General features: G+C 73.4%; 12 protein-coding genes. 3 read left to right on the forward strand and 9 right to left on the reverse strand.

Translation table 11 applies throughout. From position 1 onward, the window contains the following. The first annotated feature begins 207 nt into the window (after window positions 1-207). Window positions 208-2967, forward strand: a complete 2760-nt coding sequence (locus ACWDD9_RS04465) for a helix-turn-helix transcriptional regulator (RefSeq protein ID WP_449810773.1) — start codon at window positions 208-210, stop codon at window positions 2965-2967. A 223-nt stretch (window positions 2968-3190) separates the two neighbouring features. Here ACWDD9_RS04465 and ACWDD9_RS04470 read toward each other — a convergent pair whose 3' ends face one another. Further along, a complete protein-coding gene (locus tag ACWDD9_RS04470) occupies window positions 3191-3970 on the reverse strand; it encodes an AraC family transcriptional regulator (protein ID WP_449810774.1) in 780 nt (259 codons plus the stop codon). A gap of 776 nt (window positions 3971-4746) precedes the next feature. Here ACWDD9_RS04470 and ACWDD9_RS04475 point away from each other — a divergent pair. Then, entirely contained in the window at window positions 4747-5148 is a 402-nt protein-coding gene (locus ACWDD9_RS04475) for a YccF domain-containing protein (RefSeq protein ID WP_449810775.1), read from the forward strand. Window positions 5149-5235: 87 nt separating this feature from the next. On the opposite strand, the gene ACWDD9_RS04480 is transcribed toward ACWDD9_RS04475, so the two are convergent. The 6 genes from ACWDD9_RS04480 to ACWDD9_RS04505 form a co-directional block, all read right to left on the reverse strand. Then, window positions 5236-5667 carry an SRPBCC family protein gene (locus tag ACWDD9_RS04480; RefSeq protein WP_449810887.1) on the reverse strand — a complete coding sequence of 144 codons (432 nt, stop codon included), beginning with the start codon at window positions 5665-5667 and terminating at the stop codon, window positions 5236-5238. Window positions 5668-5732: 65 nt separating this feature from the next. Next, window positions 5733-7364 carry an AMP-binding protein gene (locus ACWDD9_RS04485; protein WP_449810776.1) on the reverse strand — a complete coding sequence of 544 codons (1632 nt, stop codon included), beginning with the start codon at window positions 7362-7364 and terminating at the stop codon, window positions 5733-5735. 141 nt (window positions 7365-7505) lie between these two features. Beyond that, a complete protein-coding gene (locus ACWDD9_RS04490) occupies window positions 7506-7745 on the reverse strand; it encodes a chaplin (RefSeq protein ID WP_082346034.1) in 240 nt (79 codons plus the stop codon). A 98-nt stretch (window positions 7746-7843) separates the two neighbouring features. Next, the gene (locus ACWDD9_RS04495) at window positions 7844-8209 is read right to left on the reverse strand and encodes a hypothetical protein (RefSeq protein WP_449810777.1); all 366 of its coding nucleotides are present in this window, start codon (window positions 8207-8209) and stop codon (window positions 7844-7846) included. Next, the gene (locus tag ACWDD9_RS04500) at window positions 8206-10776 is read right to left on the reverse strand and encodes an Hsp70 family protein (protein WP_449810778.1); all 2571 of its coding nucleotides are present in this window, start codon (window positions 10774-10776) and stop codon (window positions 8206-8208) included. Before ACWDD9_RS04500 ends, ACWDD9_RS04495 begins: the two co-directional genes overlap by 4 nt. Window positions 10777-10807: 31 nt before the next feature. Continuing rightward, on the reverse strand, window positions 10808-11563 hold the full coding sequence (locus tag ACWDD9_RS04505) for a nucleotide exchange factor GrpE (protein WP_449810779.1): 756 nt from the start codon (window positions 11561-11563) through the stop codon (window positions 10808-10810). A 159-nt stretch (window positions 11564-11722) separates the two neighbouring features. Between ACWDD9_RS04505 and ACWDD9_RS04510 the strand changes: the two genes are divergently transcribed. After that, window positions 11723-12943, forward strand: coding sequence for an RNA-guided endonuclease InsQ/TnpB family protein (locus ACWDD9_RS04510; RefSeq protein WP_449810780.1), 1221 nt, complete (start codon window positions 11723-11725; stop codon window positions 12941-12943). A gap of 32 nt (window positions 12944-12975) precedes the next feature. Here the strand turns inward: ACWDD9_RS04510 and ACWDD9_RS04515 are convergent, their stop codons facing one another. Both ACWDD9_RS04515 and ACWDD9_RS04520 read right to left on the reverse strand, forming a co-directional pair. Next, window positions 12976-13398 (reverse strand): hypothetical protein, encoded by a 423-nt coding sequence (locus ACWDD9_RS04515; protein WP_449810781.1) that lies wholly within the window; start codon window positions 13396-13398, stop codon window positions 12976-12978. A 134-nt stretch (window positions 13399-13532) separates the two neighbouring features. Next, on the reverse strand, window positions 13533-17735 hold the full coding sequence (locus tag ACWDD9_RS04520; RefSeq protein ID WP_449810782.1) for a hypothetical protein: 4203 nt from the start codon (window positions 17733-17735) through the stop codon (window positions 13533-13535). Window positions 17736-17897 lie beyond the last annotated feature (162 nt).

The following is a 17897-nucleotide window of genomic DNA, read 5'->3' on the forward strand; positions in this document are numbered from 1 at the left end:
GCCGGCCTGTCGACCCGCCCGCCGCCTCCATCCGTACCGCGGTCCACGACCGGGTGGAGCTCCGGCGGGCACGGTTCCTTCCTTGACCTGGGGTTATGTTACCTTCGGGCCGTAAGGCGAGGGTTGTTCTCAGCCGAGTGAAGGCATGTCGGGACGCTGGTCCCCGGGATGAAGTCATCCGCACCCGAGTGAGCCGACGCTCTCGCGGTGGTGACTCCGGACGGGGACGTGTTGTACGGGCGTGACGGCGAACTGCGGTTCCTGTCCGACTTCCTCTCCCGCTGCTTCGACGGGGCCGGCGACGCCCTGCTGCTGCGCGGCGAGGCCGGCATCGGGAAGACCGCCCTCCTCGGCGCGGCCCGGGAAGCCGCCCTCGCCCGTGGCGGCCGGGTCCTGTCGGCACTCGGCGTGCAGTCCGAAGCCTCCGTTCCCTACGCCGGACTGCACCAGCTGCTCGCTCCGGTCCTGCCCGACCACGCTCCGTCCCTCCTGGAGCCCCAGCGGCAGGCCCTGTACGCGGCCTTCGGCATGAACGACGGCGCCGCGCCGGGGATGTTCTCCGTGGGGCTGGCCTCGTTGGAGCTGATCAGCAGCCTCGCCGACGAAGCCCCCGTCGTCCTGCTGATCGACGACGTGCAGTGGATCGACCGGGCGAGCAGCGAGGTGCTCGCCTTCGTCGCCCGACGGCTCGAAGGCGAGCGGGTCGCCCTGCTCACGGCCGTCCGCGAGGGCCAGGAGAGCGTGCTGAACGACGCCGGCCTGGCCGAGATGCAGCTCCACCGGCTCGACGACGACGCGGCGGCGGCGCTCCTGCGGGCACGCACGCCCGGGATCGACCCTTCCCTCGGTCAACGGATCCTGGCCGAGGCCGCCGGCAATCCGCTGGCCCTGGTCGAACTGCCGACGGTGCCGCGCGGGGACGGGAGCGTCCCGCCGGCACTGCTGCCGCTGGTGCCGACCACCCGCCGCCTGGAGCGGTCCTTCCTCGCCCGCGCCTCGGACCTGCCCGAGCTCACCCGGACCGTCCTGCTGGTCGCCGCCGCCGACGACGGCGCCGACCTCGCGGAGATCATCGAGAGCGCGAAGGTCCTGGTCGGCGGCGACCTCTCGGTCACCGCCCTGGAGCCCGCCGTCGACGCGGGGCTGCTCGAGCTCCGCGGGCACGAGGTGCACTTCCGCCACCCCCTGGTCCGCTCGGCCCTCTACCATGCCGCCAACCCGTCCCGTCGGCTGAGCGCGCACGCGGCACTGGCGAAGGCCATGGCGGGGCAGCCCGAACGCAGGGCCTGGCACCGTGCGGCCGCGACCCCCGGGGCCAACGACGACGTGGCACTCGACCTCGAACAGGCCGCCCTCAGAGCACTGACCCGGGGCGCCCCGCGGGCCGCGGCCGAGGCGCTGCGGCAGGCCGCCCTCCGCAGCCTCCCCCACACCCACCGGGGCCGGCTCCTCCTGCGCGCGGCAGAGATCAACTTCGAACTCGGCGAGGCCGCCACGGCACGCCGGCAGCTCGCCGAGGCACAGTCCGCGGAGCTCCGGACCGAGGAGAGGCTGCGCCTCACCCTGTGGAGCGAGGTGCTGAACCACGAGAGCTGGCTCGGGCCCGAGCGGGTGAGGGCATTCGCCGACGTGGCGGACCAGCTGGCCGGCACCGACAGCGAGGGCGCCGCACTCGCGCTCAACGCGCTGTGGCCCCTGTCCATCAGGTGCTGGCACGACAACCCGACGCAGGAGACCCGCGACCTCTTCGTCCAGGCGGCACGGCGGCTGCAGCGGCACGACAGCGACCCGATGGCCCTGTCCGTCGCCGCCCTGGGCGACCCCGTCGGTCAAGCGGCCCGGATCATCGACACGACCACCCGGATCGCCCCGGGGGCCGTGGACGACCCGGCCGAACAGCACGCCCTGGGCTCGTCGCTCACCGGGATCTGGGCGCTCGACCTGTCCTGGCCCTACCATGACGCCGCCGTCGACGGCCTGCGCCGGCAGGGACGCCTGGGACTGCTCGGCGAAGCCCTGGTGTGCCAGGCCTGGGCCGCGCTCCACCTCGGCAAACACCGGCTGGCGCACACCGCGGCGGACGAGTCCCGGCGGCTCTCCCGCGACACCGGCCGATCCCTGTGGGCGTGCGCCGCCGACCTGGTACTGGCCACCCTGGCGAGCGAACGCGGGGAGTCCGACACCGCGGACGAACTCATCCGGGGGGCCGAGGCGGAACTGCTCTCCGCCGGAGCGCACTCGATGCTCGGATTCGCCCAGTTCGCCAAGGGGCGTCACGCCATGGCCGACAAGCTGTACAACGACGCCTACGAGCAGTTGACGCGGGTGCTGGATCCGGCCGACATCACCTACCACCCGGTCCTGGGCCTCTTCGGCGCCGCGGACCTCATCGAGGCAGCGGTCCGCACCGACCACACCGACGAGGCCGCGCACCATCACGCCCGGCTCAGCGCGCTGGCCGAGAAGACGACCGCCCCGCTCCTGAAGGCCATGGTCACCCGCACCCGGCCCCTGGTCGTCGCCCCCGACCTGACGGAGGCCTCCTACGTACAGGCCCTTGACGACAGGACGCTGGTCAACTGGCCTTTCCACCGAGCACAGTTGCAGCTGTCCTACGGTCGATGGCTGCGCCGCCGGCGCCGCATCCTGGAGGCCCGACGGCCCCTGCGGGCGGCCGTGGAGAGCTTCGACGCGCTGGGTGCCACCGTCTTCGCCCAGGACGCGCGGTCCGAACTGCGCGCGGCGGGCGAAGCCGTCCGCCGGGCCGCACCGTCCACCGCGGACACCCTCACCCCGCAGGAACTCCAGATCGCCAGGATGGCGGCGACCGGGATGACCAACCGCGAGATCGGAACCCGACTGTTCATCTCCCACCGCACGGTGGGCCAGCACCTGCGCAGCATCTTCCAGAAACTCGACATCACCTCCCGCGGCCGGCTCCACCTGACCGACCTCGGCGGCGAATAGCGACCCCGTCAGACGTTGTGGAGGGCGGCGCGAAGAATGTCGGCGGCAGGCGTGATGGCGTCCGACCCTCAGGAGGGCATCGGGGCCGTACCTTGTTGCCACGCTATGTCGCCGGACATGGGGCGCTGTGCCAGAAGTGCACACGACCGCCCCCACAGCGCACACGCCGATCGGGGCTCCTGCCAGGACGTTTGTGGCCCGCACCCGCGGCGACGGTCCGTGGTCACGACAGGGCCTGCCATTCGCTGGGGCTCATGCCGTACTCCTCCCGGAAAATGCGGCTGAAGTGCGACGCGCTGACGAAGCCCCAACGGTTCGCCACCGCCGAGACGGCGATCCTGCGGTTCGGTGTGCGCCTCAGGTCGTTCCTGCAGGATTCCAACCGGCGCTGCCGCAGCCACTGACCCACCGTGATGCCCTCGTGCTGGAAGATCTTGTGCAGGTAGCGGACCGATATGTGGTGGGCGCGGGCGATCGAATACGGCGACAGGTCCGGATCCGTCAGGTGCTTCTCGATGTGGTTCTGGATCTGCGCGAGCAGTTCGCCACGGGGAACCGTCGAAAGGTCTTCTCCCTCCGTCTGGAGAAGTTCCATGACAAGGACGACGAGCAGATCCACGGTGGTGCGGGTGAGCCGGTGGAGGGTCTCGGGCCTGTGGTCCCGCCCCCCGCTGGTGAGCTCGGCCAGACAACTCGACACCAGTGCACCCAAGCCGCTGCCGCCTCCCGAGACCATTCCCGTGAGGCGGTCGCAGTCCGTTTCCGACAGCTCCAGAAGGCAACGGGGCAGGCGAAGGAAAGCGATCCGGCCGCCATCGGCGAACCTCGGGGAGCGAGACCGGCCCGGATCACAGAAAACCAGGTCGCCCGCCTTCAATGGGATCTCGTCACCATCCCTGCTGATCATCACCGAAGCGTCGATGGTCAGTGCCAGATGGAGGAACTCCTCATTCCTCAGAGGCATCGGGGAGACGGCCTGGGTATGCCAGGACATCGTCGTCATCGAGTTTCTCCCGTCGAATCACGGCCCGGAAAGCAGCAGGACCCGCGCATCCATCGCGCGGTCGAGGCCGGCACCCGCCTCGACGGCTCGGTCGCGAGCGAGTGCGACGGCGGGCAGGGCACACGGCCGTTCCCGGCGTCAGGACATGCCGCCGCAGGCGGCCTCATGCACCTCACTGTGGCAGGGAGCCTTGCGCACAGGCATGCGTCACATGACCGTCGACACGACGATGCACCCGGCCGCCTGGCGGGCGCCCCCCCGACGGCAGCCGGCCCGACGCCGTCGTGGTCCTTCGCGAACTCACCGGCCCGCACCGACTTGACCGTCAGCGTCCTCGGCTGTGCGGGTCCCGCACGGTGGTGGACGTGCGGCGGCGAGGCTCGGTGTTCCGGCGTGGGTTGGCAGGTTCGGGTTCCAGCCTTGTAGGCCGACTCCTGCCGAACTCCTTGGGCGTCCCCCACGCCGACAACGGGGACCGGAGCCACGACGAACTCTGACGGCCCTGCGCCGACCGCGGCCGGGCCCCGGCCGGAGAGGGCCCCCGGCGGGAAGACCGGGTGCGGCACGCGAAGCCCTACCCGGCGAGGGCTCGCGCGCCGCCTCATCACCAGGGGCCACGCGGTCGTGCGGTCCGTCACCGTCTCCCGAGGCGGCAGCCGCTGGGACTGCCACCCGGACCGGTCCCTGAGGAACGACCCCTAAGGGCGTAGACACGCGCACCGGCGGGCATGGCACGGTTGCAGTGCAACGTCATCAGCCGTGAGAAGGTACCGAGCATGAGTGCAGTGAAGTTCATCCTCAATGTCATCTGGTTGATTTTCTGCGGCATTTGGATGGCGCTTGCCTACGTGCTCGCCGGAATCATCTGCTGCGTGCTCATCGTCACCATCCCGTTCGGCATCGCCTCGTTCCGGATCGCCGGCTTCATACTGTGGCCGTTCGGCAGGATGACCGTCGAGCGGCCGGACGCCGGTCCGGCGTCGTGCGTCGGGAACGTGATCTGGCTGGTCTTCGCCGGGTGGTGGCTGGCGATCGGGCACCTGCTCACCAGCATCCCGCTGTTCCTGTCGATCATCGGCATCCCCTTCGGGTGGGCCAACCTGAAGATGATCCCGATCTCGCTGATGCCGCTCGGCCGCGAGATCGTGCCGACGGACCGGGAGTGGGGCGCGCGGTAACCGGGACACGGACCTCGACGGCCGGCGACGGGCAGCAGCCCGCGCCGGCCGTCCGCGTTCGCCGGGGGGGTGGCAGGGGGGCGGGCGTCAGCGGCCGAGGCGGGATTCCAGGGCGCGCAGGTCCGCGGTGAGGGCGGACCGCACGGGGCGGGACATCAGCGGGCCGGCCAGGCGGCGGCCGCCGCGGACCCGGATGCGGGCGAAGGTGCCGGTCCGGGTGGGCTCGAAGGTGTAGGTGACGCGCATGGGCATCGGCCCGGCGACGGAGACCATGTCGAGCACCGTCGGCGGGTCGTGGCGCGACACGCGCAGCACGTACGAGAAGGACCGGCCCAGGAAGTGCGCGGTCCGGGTGACCTCGGCGCCCGCGCCGAAGCCGCCGGTGTCGGCCTCCCGGGTGAGGGTGGCGCTGCGGATGCCCCGGGTCCACTCGGAGTCGTGGCGCCAGTCCATCGCGTAGGCGGCGACCGTGGCGGGCGGGAGGGGGATCAGGCGTTCCACTGTGACGTCGAGCATGATCACACTCTCCCGCCGGGCGGGCCGGCGCGCTCCCCGGACTCGCCCGGGCGGAGGCGCGCCCCCGGTCAGAGCCCCAGGATCCGCTGGGCCTGCGCCCGCATCTCGACCTTGCGGATCTTCCCGGTGACCGTCATCGGGAACTCCTCGACCACGTGCACGTAGCGCGGGATCTTGACGTGGGCGAGCCGGCCGGCGCAGTACCCGCGGACGGCCTCGGCGGTGAGCGGCTCGGCGCCCTCCCGCATCCGGATCCAGGCCATCAGCTCCTCGCCGTACTTGGCGTCGGGGACGCCGATGACCTGGACGTCGAGGATGTCCGGGTGGGTGTGGAGGAACTCCTCGATCTCGCGCGGGTAGAGGTTCTCGCCGCCGCGGATCACCATGTCCTTGATCCGGCCGGTGATGGCGAGGTAGCCGTCCCCGTCCATCACCGCGAGGTCCCCGGTGTGCATCCAGCGGGCGGCGTCGACGGCCTCGGCGGTGCGCTCCGGCTCGCCCCAGTAGCCGAGCATGACGGAGTAGCCGCGGGTGCAGAGCTCGCCGGGTTCGCCGCGCGGGACGGTCCGACCGGTGGCCGGGTCGACCACCTTGACCTCCAGGTGCGGGCCGACCCGGCCCACCGTGGCGACCCTCCGCTCGACCGGGTCGTCGACCCGGGTCTGGGTGGAGACCGGCGAGGTCTCGGTCATGCCGTAGCAGATGGAGACCTGCGCCATGCCCATCCGCCCGATGACCTCCTTCATCACCTCGCTCGGGCAGGGCGAGCCGGCCATGATGCCGGTGCGCAGGCTGCCGAGGTCGTAGCGGTCGAAGTCCGGGTCGGCCAGCTCGGCGATGAACATGGTCGGCACGCCGTACAGCGAGGTGCAGCGCTCGGCGGCGACGGCGGCCAGGGTGGCGCCGGGCTCGAAGGAGGGGGCGGGGATGACCATGCAGGCGCCGTGCGAGGTGGCGGCGAGATTTCCCATCACCATGCCGAAGCAGTGGTAGAACGGCACCGGGACGCAGATCCGGTCCTGCTCGGTGTAGGCGAGCAACTCCCCGACGAAGTACCCGTTGTTGAGGATGTTGTGGTGGGAGAGCGTCGCGCCCTTCGGGAAGCCGGTCGTCCCGGAGGTGTACTGGATGTTGATCGGGTCGTCGGGGGCCAACTCGCCCTGCCGTTCGGCGAGTCGGGCCGGGTCGGCGCGCCGTCCGGCGGCGGTCACCGCGTCCCAGTCGGGGCCGCCGAGCAGCAGGACGTGCTCCAACTCCGGACAGCGGGGCCGAACTTCAGAGATCATCCCGGCGTAGTCGGAGGTCTTGAAGCGCTCGGCGGCGACCAGCAGCCGGATGCCGGCCTGGTTCAGCACGTACTCCAACTCGTGGGCGCGGTAGGCCGGGTTGACCGTGACCAGGATCGCGCCGAGCTTGGCGGTGGCGTACTGGGTGAGCGTCCACTCGGCGCAGTTGGGGGCCCAGATGCCGACCCGGTCCCCCTTGGCGATCCCGAGTTCCAGCAGGCCGAGTGCCAGGGCGTCGACGTCGGCGGCGAGTTCGGCGTACGTCCAACGGCGGGCGGTGGCCCGGTCGACCAGGGCGTCGCGCCCGGCGAAGGCGCGCACCGCGCGGTCGAGGTTCTCCCCGATGGTGTCGCCGAGCAGCGGGACGTCCGAGGTGCCGGAGGCGTAGCTGCGCGGGGTCGGCGTGGTCGGCACGGGCGGACTCCCTGGGGACGGCGGTGCGGGACGGGGTCCATGGTCGCGGGCGCCGGCCCCGCGCCGCCACCCCCGAACGGGGGTACGGACACGGCGCTGGGGCCGCCCGTCACGGTCGACGGACGGCCCCAGCGCGCGGGGTCACTTGTTGATGCAGGTGTTGCCGAACGCCGGGTTGAGGAGCCCGATGATGTCGATCGAGTTCCCGCAGACGTTGGCCTCCAGGTTGATCGGGACCTGGATCACGTTGCCGGACAGGATGCCGGGCGAACCGATGGCGGCCCCGTTGGCGGTGGCGTCGCCGGCGGACGCGGTGCCGGCCCCGACGAGGACCGTCACCGCGGCGAGGGCGGTGGCGGCGAAGGTGGTACGCATACGCATTGCGTCACTCCTTGTGAGCAGAGCGGGTCGAAGTGTGACGATCACACCTCGCCCACGATCACAAGGGATGCGCTCCTCCGCACGCCGGATTCGCCCGTCTAGGGCGTGTCGCCCTCCCGACCCACCGGCTCCCCGCCCTCGGGACCGGCGCCACCGAGCGATTCCAGCAGGTCCCGGGCCGGACGCAGGCCCGGCTCGGCCGCCACCGCGCGGTGCAGCAGCCCGAGGGCGAGCGGCCCCTCCCCGGCCGCCAGGGCCTCCAGTGCGCGGTTGTAGTCGATCCGTCCGGCGTAACGCAGCCGGAACAGCACGGACAGGTCCTCCCGGCAGGACGGGCAGCGCAGGGTCACCGGGTCCGCCGGAACCCTGCACAGCGGGCACGGCACCGGCGGGGCCCCAAGGGCCGCGACAGCGCCCCCGGCGCCCGGGACGGGCACGGCGTCCACGGCGTCCACGGCGCTCATCGCGGCCCCGCCTCCTCCGGCCGGACCGGGCCGAGCGACTCCTGGGCCGGCTCGCTGCCCAGCTCCCGCTGCGCCTGCGCGTACAGGGCCAGCAGGTTCGACATGTGGGTGTTCACGTCCGCCATGTTGGGCGCCTCCACGGCCTCGTCCAGGCCGCGCAGCTCGGCCATGATCAGCTGGGCCAGGGCGGGCGAGACCATGCTCTGGGTCACGTAGATGTTGCACATGGTCAGCATCCGCATGGTGTGCCCGAGCGAGTCGCACAGCTCGTCCGCCTTGCGGGCCGAGCGCACCGCGCCGTCCCAGTCGGCGGCCTCCCGGCGCAGCCGCAGCTCGGCGGCCACCGACCGCAGCCGGTCCAGGTCGCTCGGGTCGAGGAGCTTCTCGCAGTAGTGGATGAACAGGCTCAGGTACGCCTCGGAGCCGCGCACCCAGCGCTGGGCCTTGAGCTGCTGCTGGGCCCGCTCCAGCGCCGCGTCCACCGACTGGCCGCGGGTCTGCCCGGCCGCCAGGTCGTCCAGGGTGTCCATCAGCCGCTGCGCCTCGCGCATCTCGGCCTCGGTCAGCTCGCCGCCCCAGCGGTCGGTGAACGACTCGATCTGCCGCTGCTGCTCCTCGACCTGCACCTTCAGCTCCGGGTCGAGGGTGACCCGCTCCAGCTTGACGGTCTTCTCGGCGCCGCCCTGGATCCGCACCGACAGCGTGATGGTGCGGTCCCGGTCGAGGCCGAAGGCGACCTCCACCGGGGTGCGGCCGCCCAGGCCCTCGGGCAGCCGCAGGGTGAGGTGGCCGATCAGCTCGTTCTGCTGGGCGATCTCGTGCTCGCCCTCGTAGACCGCGACCTCCAGCCGCTGCCGGCCGCTGCCGGAGACCACGAACTCCCGGCTGACCGGCGAACTCGTCGGGTAGCTGGTGTTCTTGGGGATGATGACGGCGAGGCGGCCGTCGTTCAGCTCGATGCCGAGGTTCTTCGGGGTGATGTCGAACGGGTTGGTGACCTGCGCCAGTTCGCCGCAGCCCGGGCAGACCTCGCAGCCCGGCGGGTTCACCAGGCCGCAGGAGGCGCAGCGCAGGCCGACGTCCTCGGCGGCGGTGGTGGCCACCCTGGTGTGGCCCGGGGCGGCCGAGTTGAGCGGCTCGCCGCACAGCTCGCAGGCGGTGACGCCGGGGGCGGCCGGGGTGCCGCAGCGCGGGCAGTTGCCGCCGTGCACCACGGCGGTGGCCCGGGTGGCCTGCCGCGGGACCGTCCCGCCGCCGCCCGAACCGTCCAGCTCCTGCTCGCACTTGGGGCAGGAGGCCGCCCCGGCGTCGACCGGGAGGTGGCAGGTCGGGCAGGAGACCCGGTCGCCGCCGAGCAGGCCGGCGGCGCAGTTGGCGCAGTTGGAGGCGGACAGGTCGCCGGGGGCCCGGCACTCGGGGCACTCCACCTCGCCGACCAGCGCGGACTGCACGGCCGCGCCGAGCGCCACGCACTGCATCGGGTTGACGCCGCGCCGGATCCGCCGGGGGCCGAAGACCTCGCCGAGCCGGCGGGCGACCAGCGGGATCGCGGTCGAGCCGCCGACCAGCACCACCTCGTCGATGTCCCCGACGGTCAGGTTGGCCTGCATGATGGCCTTGTGGGTCAGCTCGATGGTGCGCTCGATCCGGGCCTCGATCAGCTCCTCGAAGCGGGCCCGCTCGAACTCCGTCTCCAGCACCAGCTGTCCGGCGCCCAGGCCCGGCAGGATGACCTCGGAGGACTCCTGGTGGGAGAGCTCGATCTTGATGGTCTCGGCGGTCGCGGCGATCTTCGGACGGTCGCGCAGGTCGGGCTGGTACTCCGCGCCGTACTCCTCCCGGATGTCCTCCAGCAGCGCGGTGGTGATCCCCCGGTCGAAGTCGTCGCCGCCGAGCAGGTTGTCGCCCTCGATGCCGAGCACCGAGACCGAGCCGGGCACCAGCAGCAGGATGGAGATGTCGAAGGTGCCGCCGCCGAGGTCGTAGACCAGGACGGTCTTCCCCTCGTCGCCCGCCTCGGAGGTGATGCCGTAGGCGAGGGCGGCGGCGGTCGGCTCGTTGATGATCCGCAGCACGTGCAGGCCGGCCATCCGGCCCGCCTCCTGGGTGGCCGCGACCTGCCGCTCGCCGAAGTACGCGGGAACGGTGATGACGGCGCGGTGGAAGGGCTCGCCGAAGCGCTGCTCGGCGTCCTCCTTGAGGCGGTGCAGGATGATCGCGGAGATCTCGATCGGCGTGTACGAGCGGCCGTTGAACCAGACGTTGACGTCGCCGTCGGTGCCCGCGGTGACCTTGTAGTCCACCTCCTTCAGGGCCGCCTGGACCTGCGGATCCTTGAACTTGCGGCCCATGAAGCGCTTGACCGAGCGGATCACGTTGGCGCCGTCGACGGCGATCCGGCTGCGCGCGGTGGAACCCACCAGCAGCTCACCCTTGCGGCCGCTGCCGACCACGGAGGGCGTCGCCTCCTGGTTCTGCCGGTTGAAGATGATCTCCGGCTCGCCCCGGCGCAGGTGGGCGACCACGGAGTTGGTGGTGCCCAGGTCGATGCCGAGTGTGCGGTACATGTCGTTCCCCTCTTGCCCCTCGTGGTCCTGGCTACTTCTTGCGCTTCATCTGCCTGGCCTGCTCGGCCACGGCCTTGGCCCGGCGGCGGGCCCGGGGCGGGGCCGCCTTGGGCTGGGCCCGGGTGACCGGCGCGGCGGCTTCGGGTGCGTCGTCCGCCTCGGGTGCCTCGGGTGTCTCGGACTTGACGGCCTCGGTGGCTTCCGTTGCCTCGAAGGCTTCGACGGTCTCGACGGTCTCGGCGGCCCCGGACGCCTCCAGCTCGGTGACCGCCGGCTCCGGGTACGGGTCCGGGTGCGGCTCCGACTCCGGTGCGGCGACCACCACTTGGGCCCGGCGCAGCACCTCGTCCCCCCAGAAGAACCCGGTCACCACCGTCCGCACCACCGTCTCCGGCGCCACCCCGGACCGGGCCTCGGTGCCCACGATCTCGGTCAGGTCCGGGTCGGCCGTCATGCCCTCCAGCCGCATCGGCCGCACCCTGGCCTTGGCGAGCTGCCCGAGCAGCCGGCGCCGGGTGGCCTCCAGGCCGGCGCCGCGCCCGAGCGCCACCAGCTCGCGGTCCAGGCCGAGGGCGGCGAGCGCGTCGTCCACCTCGACCAGGATGCCCAGCAGTTCGCGCTGCTCGGCCCGGGCTTCCTGCTTCTGCTCCGTCAGCTTGCTCCCCAGCAGGGACGCCCGGAAGAGCAGTCGGCCGAACGCCTGCTCCAGGTCGACGTCCTCGACGCCGGGCGGGATCTCCAGCGGCCGGTGGCCGTCAACCAGGGCTTCGGCAGGTGCGTCGGTCATCACGACTCCTTCGTGGATACCCCCGACTTTGGCCGAGGGAGGAAATGAAGCTCCCGCGCGGCGGGGCATGGATAGCCGGACCACCGTCAAGGCAGCGCGGAATCCCCGTAGATGACCTTCTGTCACATGGTCACAAACGTGAGTGTTAACGTGTGATCCGTGGCATCCACCCACGTGAAGCGGGCGTTCAAGTACCGCTTCTATCCGACCGATGCACAGGCGGCAGAGCTGTCGCGCACGTTCGGGTGCGTACGCCTGGTCTACAACAAGGCACTTGCCGCCCGCACGGAAGCATGGCTGCTGCACCGGGAACGGGTGAACTACAACACGACGTCGGCGATGCTGACGGCGTGGAAGAAGACCGAGGAGTTCGCATTCCTCTCCGAGGTCTCCTCCGTTCCGCTCCAGCAAGCCCTGCGGCACTTGCAGGGGGCGTTCTCGAACTTCTGGCAGAATCGCGCAAAGTACCCGACGTTCAAGTCCCGGAAGAAGTCCCGGAAGAGTGCCGAGTACACCAGATCCGCGTTCCGGCTCCGGGGCGGACGGCTCACCCTGGCGAAAATGGGGCAGCCGCTCGACATCGTGTGGTCCCGGCCACTCCCCGAGGGGGCTTCGCCGTCCACGGTCACCGTGTCGCAGGACGCGGCCGGCCGCTGGTTCGTCTCCCTGCTGTGCGACGACCGGCCGGTGATGGCCGCCCCGGCGAACGCGGCGGTCGGAATCGACGTCGGTCTCACCAGCCTGGTGACCCTCTCCACCGGGGAGAGGATCACCAACCCGAGGAGCGAACGCAAGGATCGCGGAAGCCTCGCCAAGGCCCAGCGCAACCTTGCCCGCAAGGCCGGGGGCTCGGCGAACCAGGAGAAGGCTCGGCGCAGGGTCGCCCGTGTCCACGCGAAGATCGCCGACCGACGCAGGGACTTCCTGCACAAGCTCACCACCCGACTCGTCCGTGAAAACCAAACGGTCGTGATCGAGGATCTGACGGTCCGCAACATGCTCAAGAACCGCGAGCTCGCCCGTGCCATCAGCGACGCGAGCTGGACCGAGCTGCGGACCATGCTGGAGTACAAGTGCGCCTGGTACGGCCGCGACCTGGTGACCATCGACCGGTGGTTCCCCAGTTCCAAGCTGTGCTCGGCCTGCGGAGTGATCCGCGACACGATGCCACTGAACATCCGAGAGTGGGCATGCGGCTGCGGAGCGTTCCACGACCGGGACGTGAACGCGGCACGCAACATCCTGGCCGCCGGACTGGCGGCAGCAGCCTGTGGAGACGGTGTAAGGCCTCAACGGAGTACTCCGGGCGGGCGGTCGTCGGCGAAGCAGGAAGTAGTCCCGACCATTGCGCGACGCGCAGCGGCTCAGCCGCGAGGCTGAGGGGAACCCCTTCCTTCGGAGGAGGGGGGAAGTCAATCGGGGACCTCGATCTGCGGCAGCACGGACAGGTCCGCCGCGTAGCGGGCGGGGACGGGCGGTTCGGGGTCGGCGCCGCCGGGGGCGGGCTCGGTGAAGTCGGCGGCCAGCTCGGCCCGGTGGAGGGCGGGCAGGGCGGCGGGCGGCAGCGGCGGGCGCTCGATCACCAGCAGCGGCTCGACGAGCGCGGGGGCGAGCAGCTCGGCGGCCTGGTCGACCGGCTCCGGCGGGAGGGGCCGCTGGAGGTCCGCCTCCAGGCGCCTGTCCGGGTTGCGCAGCAGCGCGGCGGCCTCCTGGATCTGCTGCCGGGTGTACCGGCCGGCCCGCATCGCCGGTCCGACGGCGAGGTTGATCTCGCGCACGCCGGCCGTGAGCGGGATGCCCAGGACCTCGTACGGCGACGGTTCGTGCAGTGGCATGGCGGGAGGTCTCTCTCCTCACGGTGGCGGTGGCGGTTCGGTCGGCGGTTCGGGTGACGGCTCGGGGCGACGGGGATCGGCCTGCGGTCTTCGGCGTACGGTCCAGGACGCTCCCGACTGCCGTGCGGTTGCCGTCAGTAGAGCGACCTGATCCGCATCTGCATGGCGTGCAGCTCAGGGTCGTCCGGGCTGTACTCGACGGCCGTGCGGGCCAGCTCCTTGGCCTCGCGCAGTTTCCGGGCGTTGGCCTGCTGGACGGCGAACGAGCCGTAGACGATGCCGAGTTCGCGGCACAGCTTGTCGGTGTCCTCCTGGGTGCCGGACAGTTCGAGCGCCTCCTCCAGCAGCTTGATCGCCGCCCGGTAGCGGCGGGCCTCGTAGTGGCTGATGGCCTTGCCGCGCCAGAGGCTGACCATCAGGCGGCGGATGTCGGTCGAGTCGTCGTAGGACCTGGCCTTCTCGAGCATCGCGGCCTGGTCGGCGAACGGCTTGTCCTGCATCGCGTCCACCACGTGGTTGGCGATCAGCACCGAGACCCGGCGCGGGGCCTCGTGCTCGACCCCGCCCTCCCATTCCGGGTCGGCGCGCAGCGCCTCGGCCATCCACGCGACGGCGCGGCGGTGGTCGTCGGCGAAGGCGGCCGAGCGGGCGAGCTGGCGCAGGACGAAGATCAGGCCGATCCGGTGGTCGGGGTCGGGGTTGAGTTCGACGAGCGCCCGCCAGGCGCCGACGGCCTCCTCCAGTTCCGCGTCGGTGGCGTCGGGGTGGCTGAGCTGGCCGGCCCGGTTGCCGAGGGCGGCCTCCAGGAAGTGCCGGGCGGTCGGGTCCCCGGGGACCAGCTCCAGGCTCTTCTCCAGCAGCCCGAGGGCGCGGGAGTAGTCCTTGTCCTCGTTGTTGATCTTGCGCGCCCACTGGGCGTAGGTGGCGCCGAGGTCGCCCCGCACCTCGGGGTCGTCGGGGGCCAACGCCAGGGCCTTCTCCAGGAGTTCGGCGGCTCCGGCCTGGTCGTCCAGGCTGTTCTTGAGCAGCGCGCGGGCGGCCCGGACCCCGGACTCGGCGGCGATCGCGGCGGCGTCGGCGGGCAGCCGGGCGCCGGGGACGGCCCGGGCGCGGGAGAGGCTGTCCAGGGCCTCGCGCCAGTCCTGGTTGCGGTGGTGCTCGCGGGCCTGGCTGACCAGGGACTCGCCGAGCAGTTCCTGCCAGTCCTCGCCGCGCCGCTGCTCGGGCACCGCGTCCAGGGCGGCGACGGCGGCGGCCTGCCGGCCCTGGAGCTGCAGGTAGCGCTGCGGGCCGAGTTCGCCGAACAGGCCGAGGGCCCGGGTGGGAGCGGGCGCGTCGGGGCCGGCCGGGCGCTGCCGCCAGGGCCGGACGGCCTGCTCGAAGGCCTCGGCCCAGCCGTCCGCTCCCGGCTCGGCGCGCAGCAGCCGGTCGAGGGTCGGGCCGAGCGCGAGGCGGCGGGCCGGGCGGCCGGGCAGGGTGATCCGGACGTCCTCCTGGGCGAGCGCGTCCGCGCAGTGGGTCTCCAGGCCGAGGCGCAGCGTCCAGGCGGTGACCTCGTCCCCGCTGCGCCCGGCGGCCCGGTCCAGGGCGCGCAGGTCGTCGCGGAGGCGGTCGAGCAGTCCGGTACGGGCGGCGGCCAGCCGCTGGGGCTCGGCGGTGCGGCCGGTGGTCCGGGCGGACTCGGCCCACAGCTCGGGCTGGTGCAGGGCGGCGACGAGGCTGCCGATCGTCCAGGCCCAGACCTCCTGGCCAGGGGCGTCGGGACCGTCGGCGGTGTCGGCGGCATCGGCGGTTTCGGCGGCATCGGAGGCACCGGCCGCGAGCCGGTAGCCGGCCAGGCCGAGCGCGTGCAGCACCCGGGGGTGGGCCGGGTCCCTGAGCAGCAGTTCGCGGTAGGCCTCCCAGGCCTCGCGGTGGCGGCCGTCGAGGACGGCCTGGTGCGCCTCGTGCTCGGCGAGCAGGGCGAGCGCGCCGGCCACCCGCTCACGGCCCGGCACCTCGCGCCCCGGCACCCCGTCGCCGGGGACGGGCTGGAGCGCCTGGCGCAGGTCGACGGCGGCCTGGCCGAGCCGACCGGCGGCGAGGGCGGCGCCGGCCCGGCGGACCAGGACGGCCGCGCGGGCCGCCCCGGCCTCGGCGGGCACCCCGGCCAGGGCCTCGTCCAGGCGGCCGAGTTCGGCGCGCAGCAGGGCGAGGTCGGTCCGGACGGGCACGGCGGCGGCGCCGTCGCCGAGCGCCACGGCCCAGCGGGCGAGCACCGGTTCGGCCTGCTCGGGGGTGCCGGCCCGGCGGGCGCAGTCGAGGACGGCGCGCAGCGCGGGGGCGGAGCAGCGGACGCAGCGGGGCGGGGCGGCGGCCTCGGGGGCGTGCTGGTGGTCGGGGCAGGCCTCGCGGCCGCAGCCGCCGCAGGTGCCGGTGGCGGGGCGGTCGCAGAGCGCGCAGTCGCCGGCCGGCTCCGCCGCGGCCGTGCCGGAGGTGAGGAAGTGCCGGTACCAGTCCAGGGCGGCAGCCCAGTTGCCGGCCCGTTCGGCGAGCAGGGCGCGTAGCCGGGCGGTCGCCGGGTCGCCGGCCGGGTCGGGCGGGCCGAGCAGGGCGATCGTCCGGGCCGGGCGGCCGGCCAGCAGGGAGACGGCGGCCAGGTGGTAGCGGTCGCGCGGGCCGTGGTCGGCGTCGAGCAGGGTGGCGATCGGCTCCGGGGTGCCCTCGGCCAGGGCGAGGGCGGCGCGCAGCCGGGCCTGGCGGTGGGTGAGGGCGCCGGGCAGGGTGTCGGCGAGGGCGAGCGCGGCGGCGGCGCGGCGGCGCGGTTCGGCGTGGTCGCGGCCGGTGACCAGCAGGTGGGCGGCCTCGCGCAGGGCGGCTTCGCACAGCGCGGCGCGGTAGCCGGGGGCGTCCGGGTGCTCGGCGGTGGCCTGCTGCCAGAGTTCGCGGGCGGCCGTCGGGTCGGTGTCCAGCCGGGTGCGGGCGAGCCGGTCGCGGGCCAGGGCCCGGCGGGGGCGCAGGTCCTCGTCGTCCAGCGCCTCCCAGCGGGCGAGGGCGCCGGCCGGGTCGCCGGTGCGGGCGAGGGCGAGGCCGTGGTGGAAGGCGGCGACGGCGGTCCAGCGGGTGCCCGGTTCGGTGCCGGCCCGGGTACCGGCTTCGGCCCCGGTGTCGGCCTCGGCGCGCAGGAGCGGCTCGGCCTCCTCGGCCCGACCGGCGGCGAGCAGGGCGGCGCCGAGCCGGACCCGGGCGGGGCGCCAGTCGGGGGCCGCGCCGAGGCCGGCCCGGTAGTCGGCGGCGGCCTCGGCGGGGCGTTCGGCGCGCTCGTGCACCAGGGCGAGGCCGAACCGGGCCGGGGCGAAGCCGGGCCGGACGGTCAGGGCGGCGGTGAACTGCTCCCGGGCCCGCTCGTCGGCGCCGAGCAGCAGGGCGAGCCGGCCGAGGGCGTAGCGGGGGCGGGGGTCGGCCGGGCTCTCGCCGGCGGCGGCCGCGAGGTCGGCCCAGGCCGCCTCGGTGGCGCCGAGGCGCTGGCGGGCCAGCCCGCGGAAGAGCAGGCCCTCGGTGCGCAGGGCCGGGCCGCGCCCCCACGGGGAGGGTTCGCCGGGGCCGCGGCGCAGCGCCTCGTCGAAGGCGGCGACGGCGGGTTCGTCGCGGTGCAGGGTGTAGAGCTGGGCGCCCCAGCGGAACCAGAGTTCGGCGCTGCCGGAGGGGGCCGCGTCGGCGAGCAGGGCCTCGGCCTCGGCGGCCCGGTCGGTGGCGCGCAGCAGGGCGGCCCGGGCGAGCACCGGCCAGTCCCGGCCGGGCAGGGCGGCGAGGGCGCGGGCGGTGGTGTCCTCGCGCTGCTCGGGGGCGCCGTCGCGGCAGCGGCGCTGGAGCCAGTCGACGGTGCGGGCGACGGTCTCGGCCTCCGCGCCGGGCTCGGGGCCGGCGGCGGTGGCCTGGAGGTGGGCGAACAGCGGGCCGAGGTCGCCGTCGGGGGCCCGCAGCCGCTCCTCGGCGAGCAGGCGCAGGCTCCACCGGGGCAGTTGCCGGGCCGGGTCGGCGAGCAGCGGGTAGGCCTCGCGGTGCAGGGCGAGGGTGGCCTCCTGGTCGCCGGTGGGGACGGTGGCCTCGGCCTGGCCGAGCAGGGCGAGGCCGCGCTGCGGGCCCAACTCCCCGGGTGCGTCGGCGAGTCGGCGGGCCAGCCGGGCGTAGCGGCGGCGGGCCTGGGCGTCCCGGCCGGCGGCGAGCCGGGCGGCGGCGGCGGCCAGTTCCCTCGCCACCGTCGCGGCGTCCAGGGCCCGACGGCGGCGGGCCAGCACGACGGCGGCCGCCGCACCGGCCAGCGCCACCACGACCAGCAGCACCGCTAACAGCGCCATGCACCGTCCCCCTGGGTTCGGACACCATCCATCCCATGACCAACTGGCTTCTGGAGATCATGAGTTGACGTCGTGTCGTGATGTTGCTCGGGCGCCATCAGAATAGGCCCTCGATCGGACAGCCGAACAGGAAAGCGCACTATCCTGGGCAGCGCGGCAGCC

Source organism: Kitasatospora sp. NPDC001119, assembly GCF_053598475.1.

Excerpts from the sequence above, each read along its gene's own strand:
- ACWDD9_RS04515 (WP_449810781.1), bottom strand. The coding sequence starts at position 13,398 with ATGCCACTGCACGAACCGTCGCCGTACGAGGTCCTGGGCATCCCGCTC.
- ACWDD9_RS04495 (WP_449810777.1), bottom strand. The coding sequence starts at position 8,209 with ATGAGCGCCGTGGACGCCGTGGACGCCGTGCCCGTCCCGGGCGCCGGG.
- ACWDD9_RS04520 (WP_449810782.1), bottom strand. The coding sequence starts at position 17,735 with ATGGCGCTGTTAGCGGTGCTGCTGGTCGTGGTGGCGCTGGCCGGTGCG.
- ACWDD9_RS04470 (WP_449810774.1), bottom strand. The coding sequence starts at position 3,970 with ATGACGACGATGTCCTGGCATACCCAGGCCGTCTCCCCGATGCCTCTG.
- ACWDD9_RS04490 (WP_082346034.1), bottom strand. The coding sequence starts at position 7,745 with ATGCGTATGCGTACCACCTTCGCCGCCACCGCCCTCGCCGCGGTGACG.
- ACWDD9_RS04475 (WP_449810775.1), top strand. The coding sequence starts at position 4,747 with ATGAGTGCAGTGAAGTTCATCCTCAATGTCATCTGGTTGATTTTCTGC.
- ACWDD9_RS04505 (WP_449810779.1), bottom strand. The coding sequence starts at position 11,563 with ATGACCGACGCACCTGCCGAAGCCCTGGTTGACGGCCACCGGCCGCTG.
- ACWDD9_RS04500 (WP_449810778.1), bottom strand. The coding sequence starts at position 10,776 with ATGTACCGCACACTCGGCATCGACCTGGGCACCACCAACTCCGTGGTC.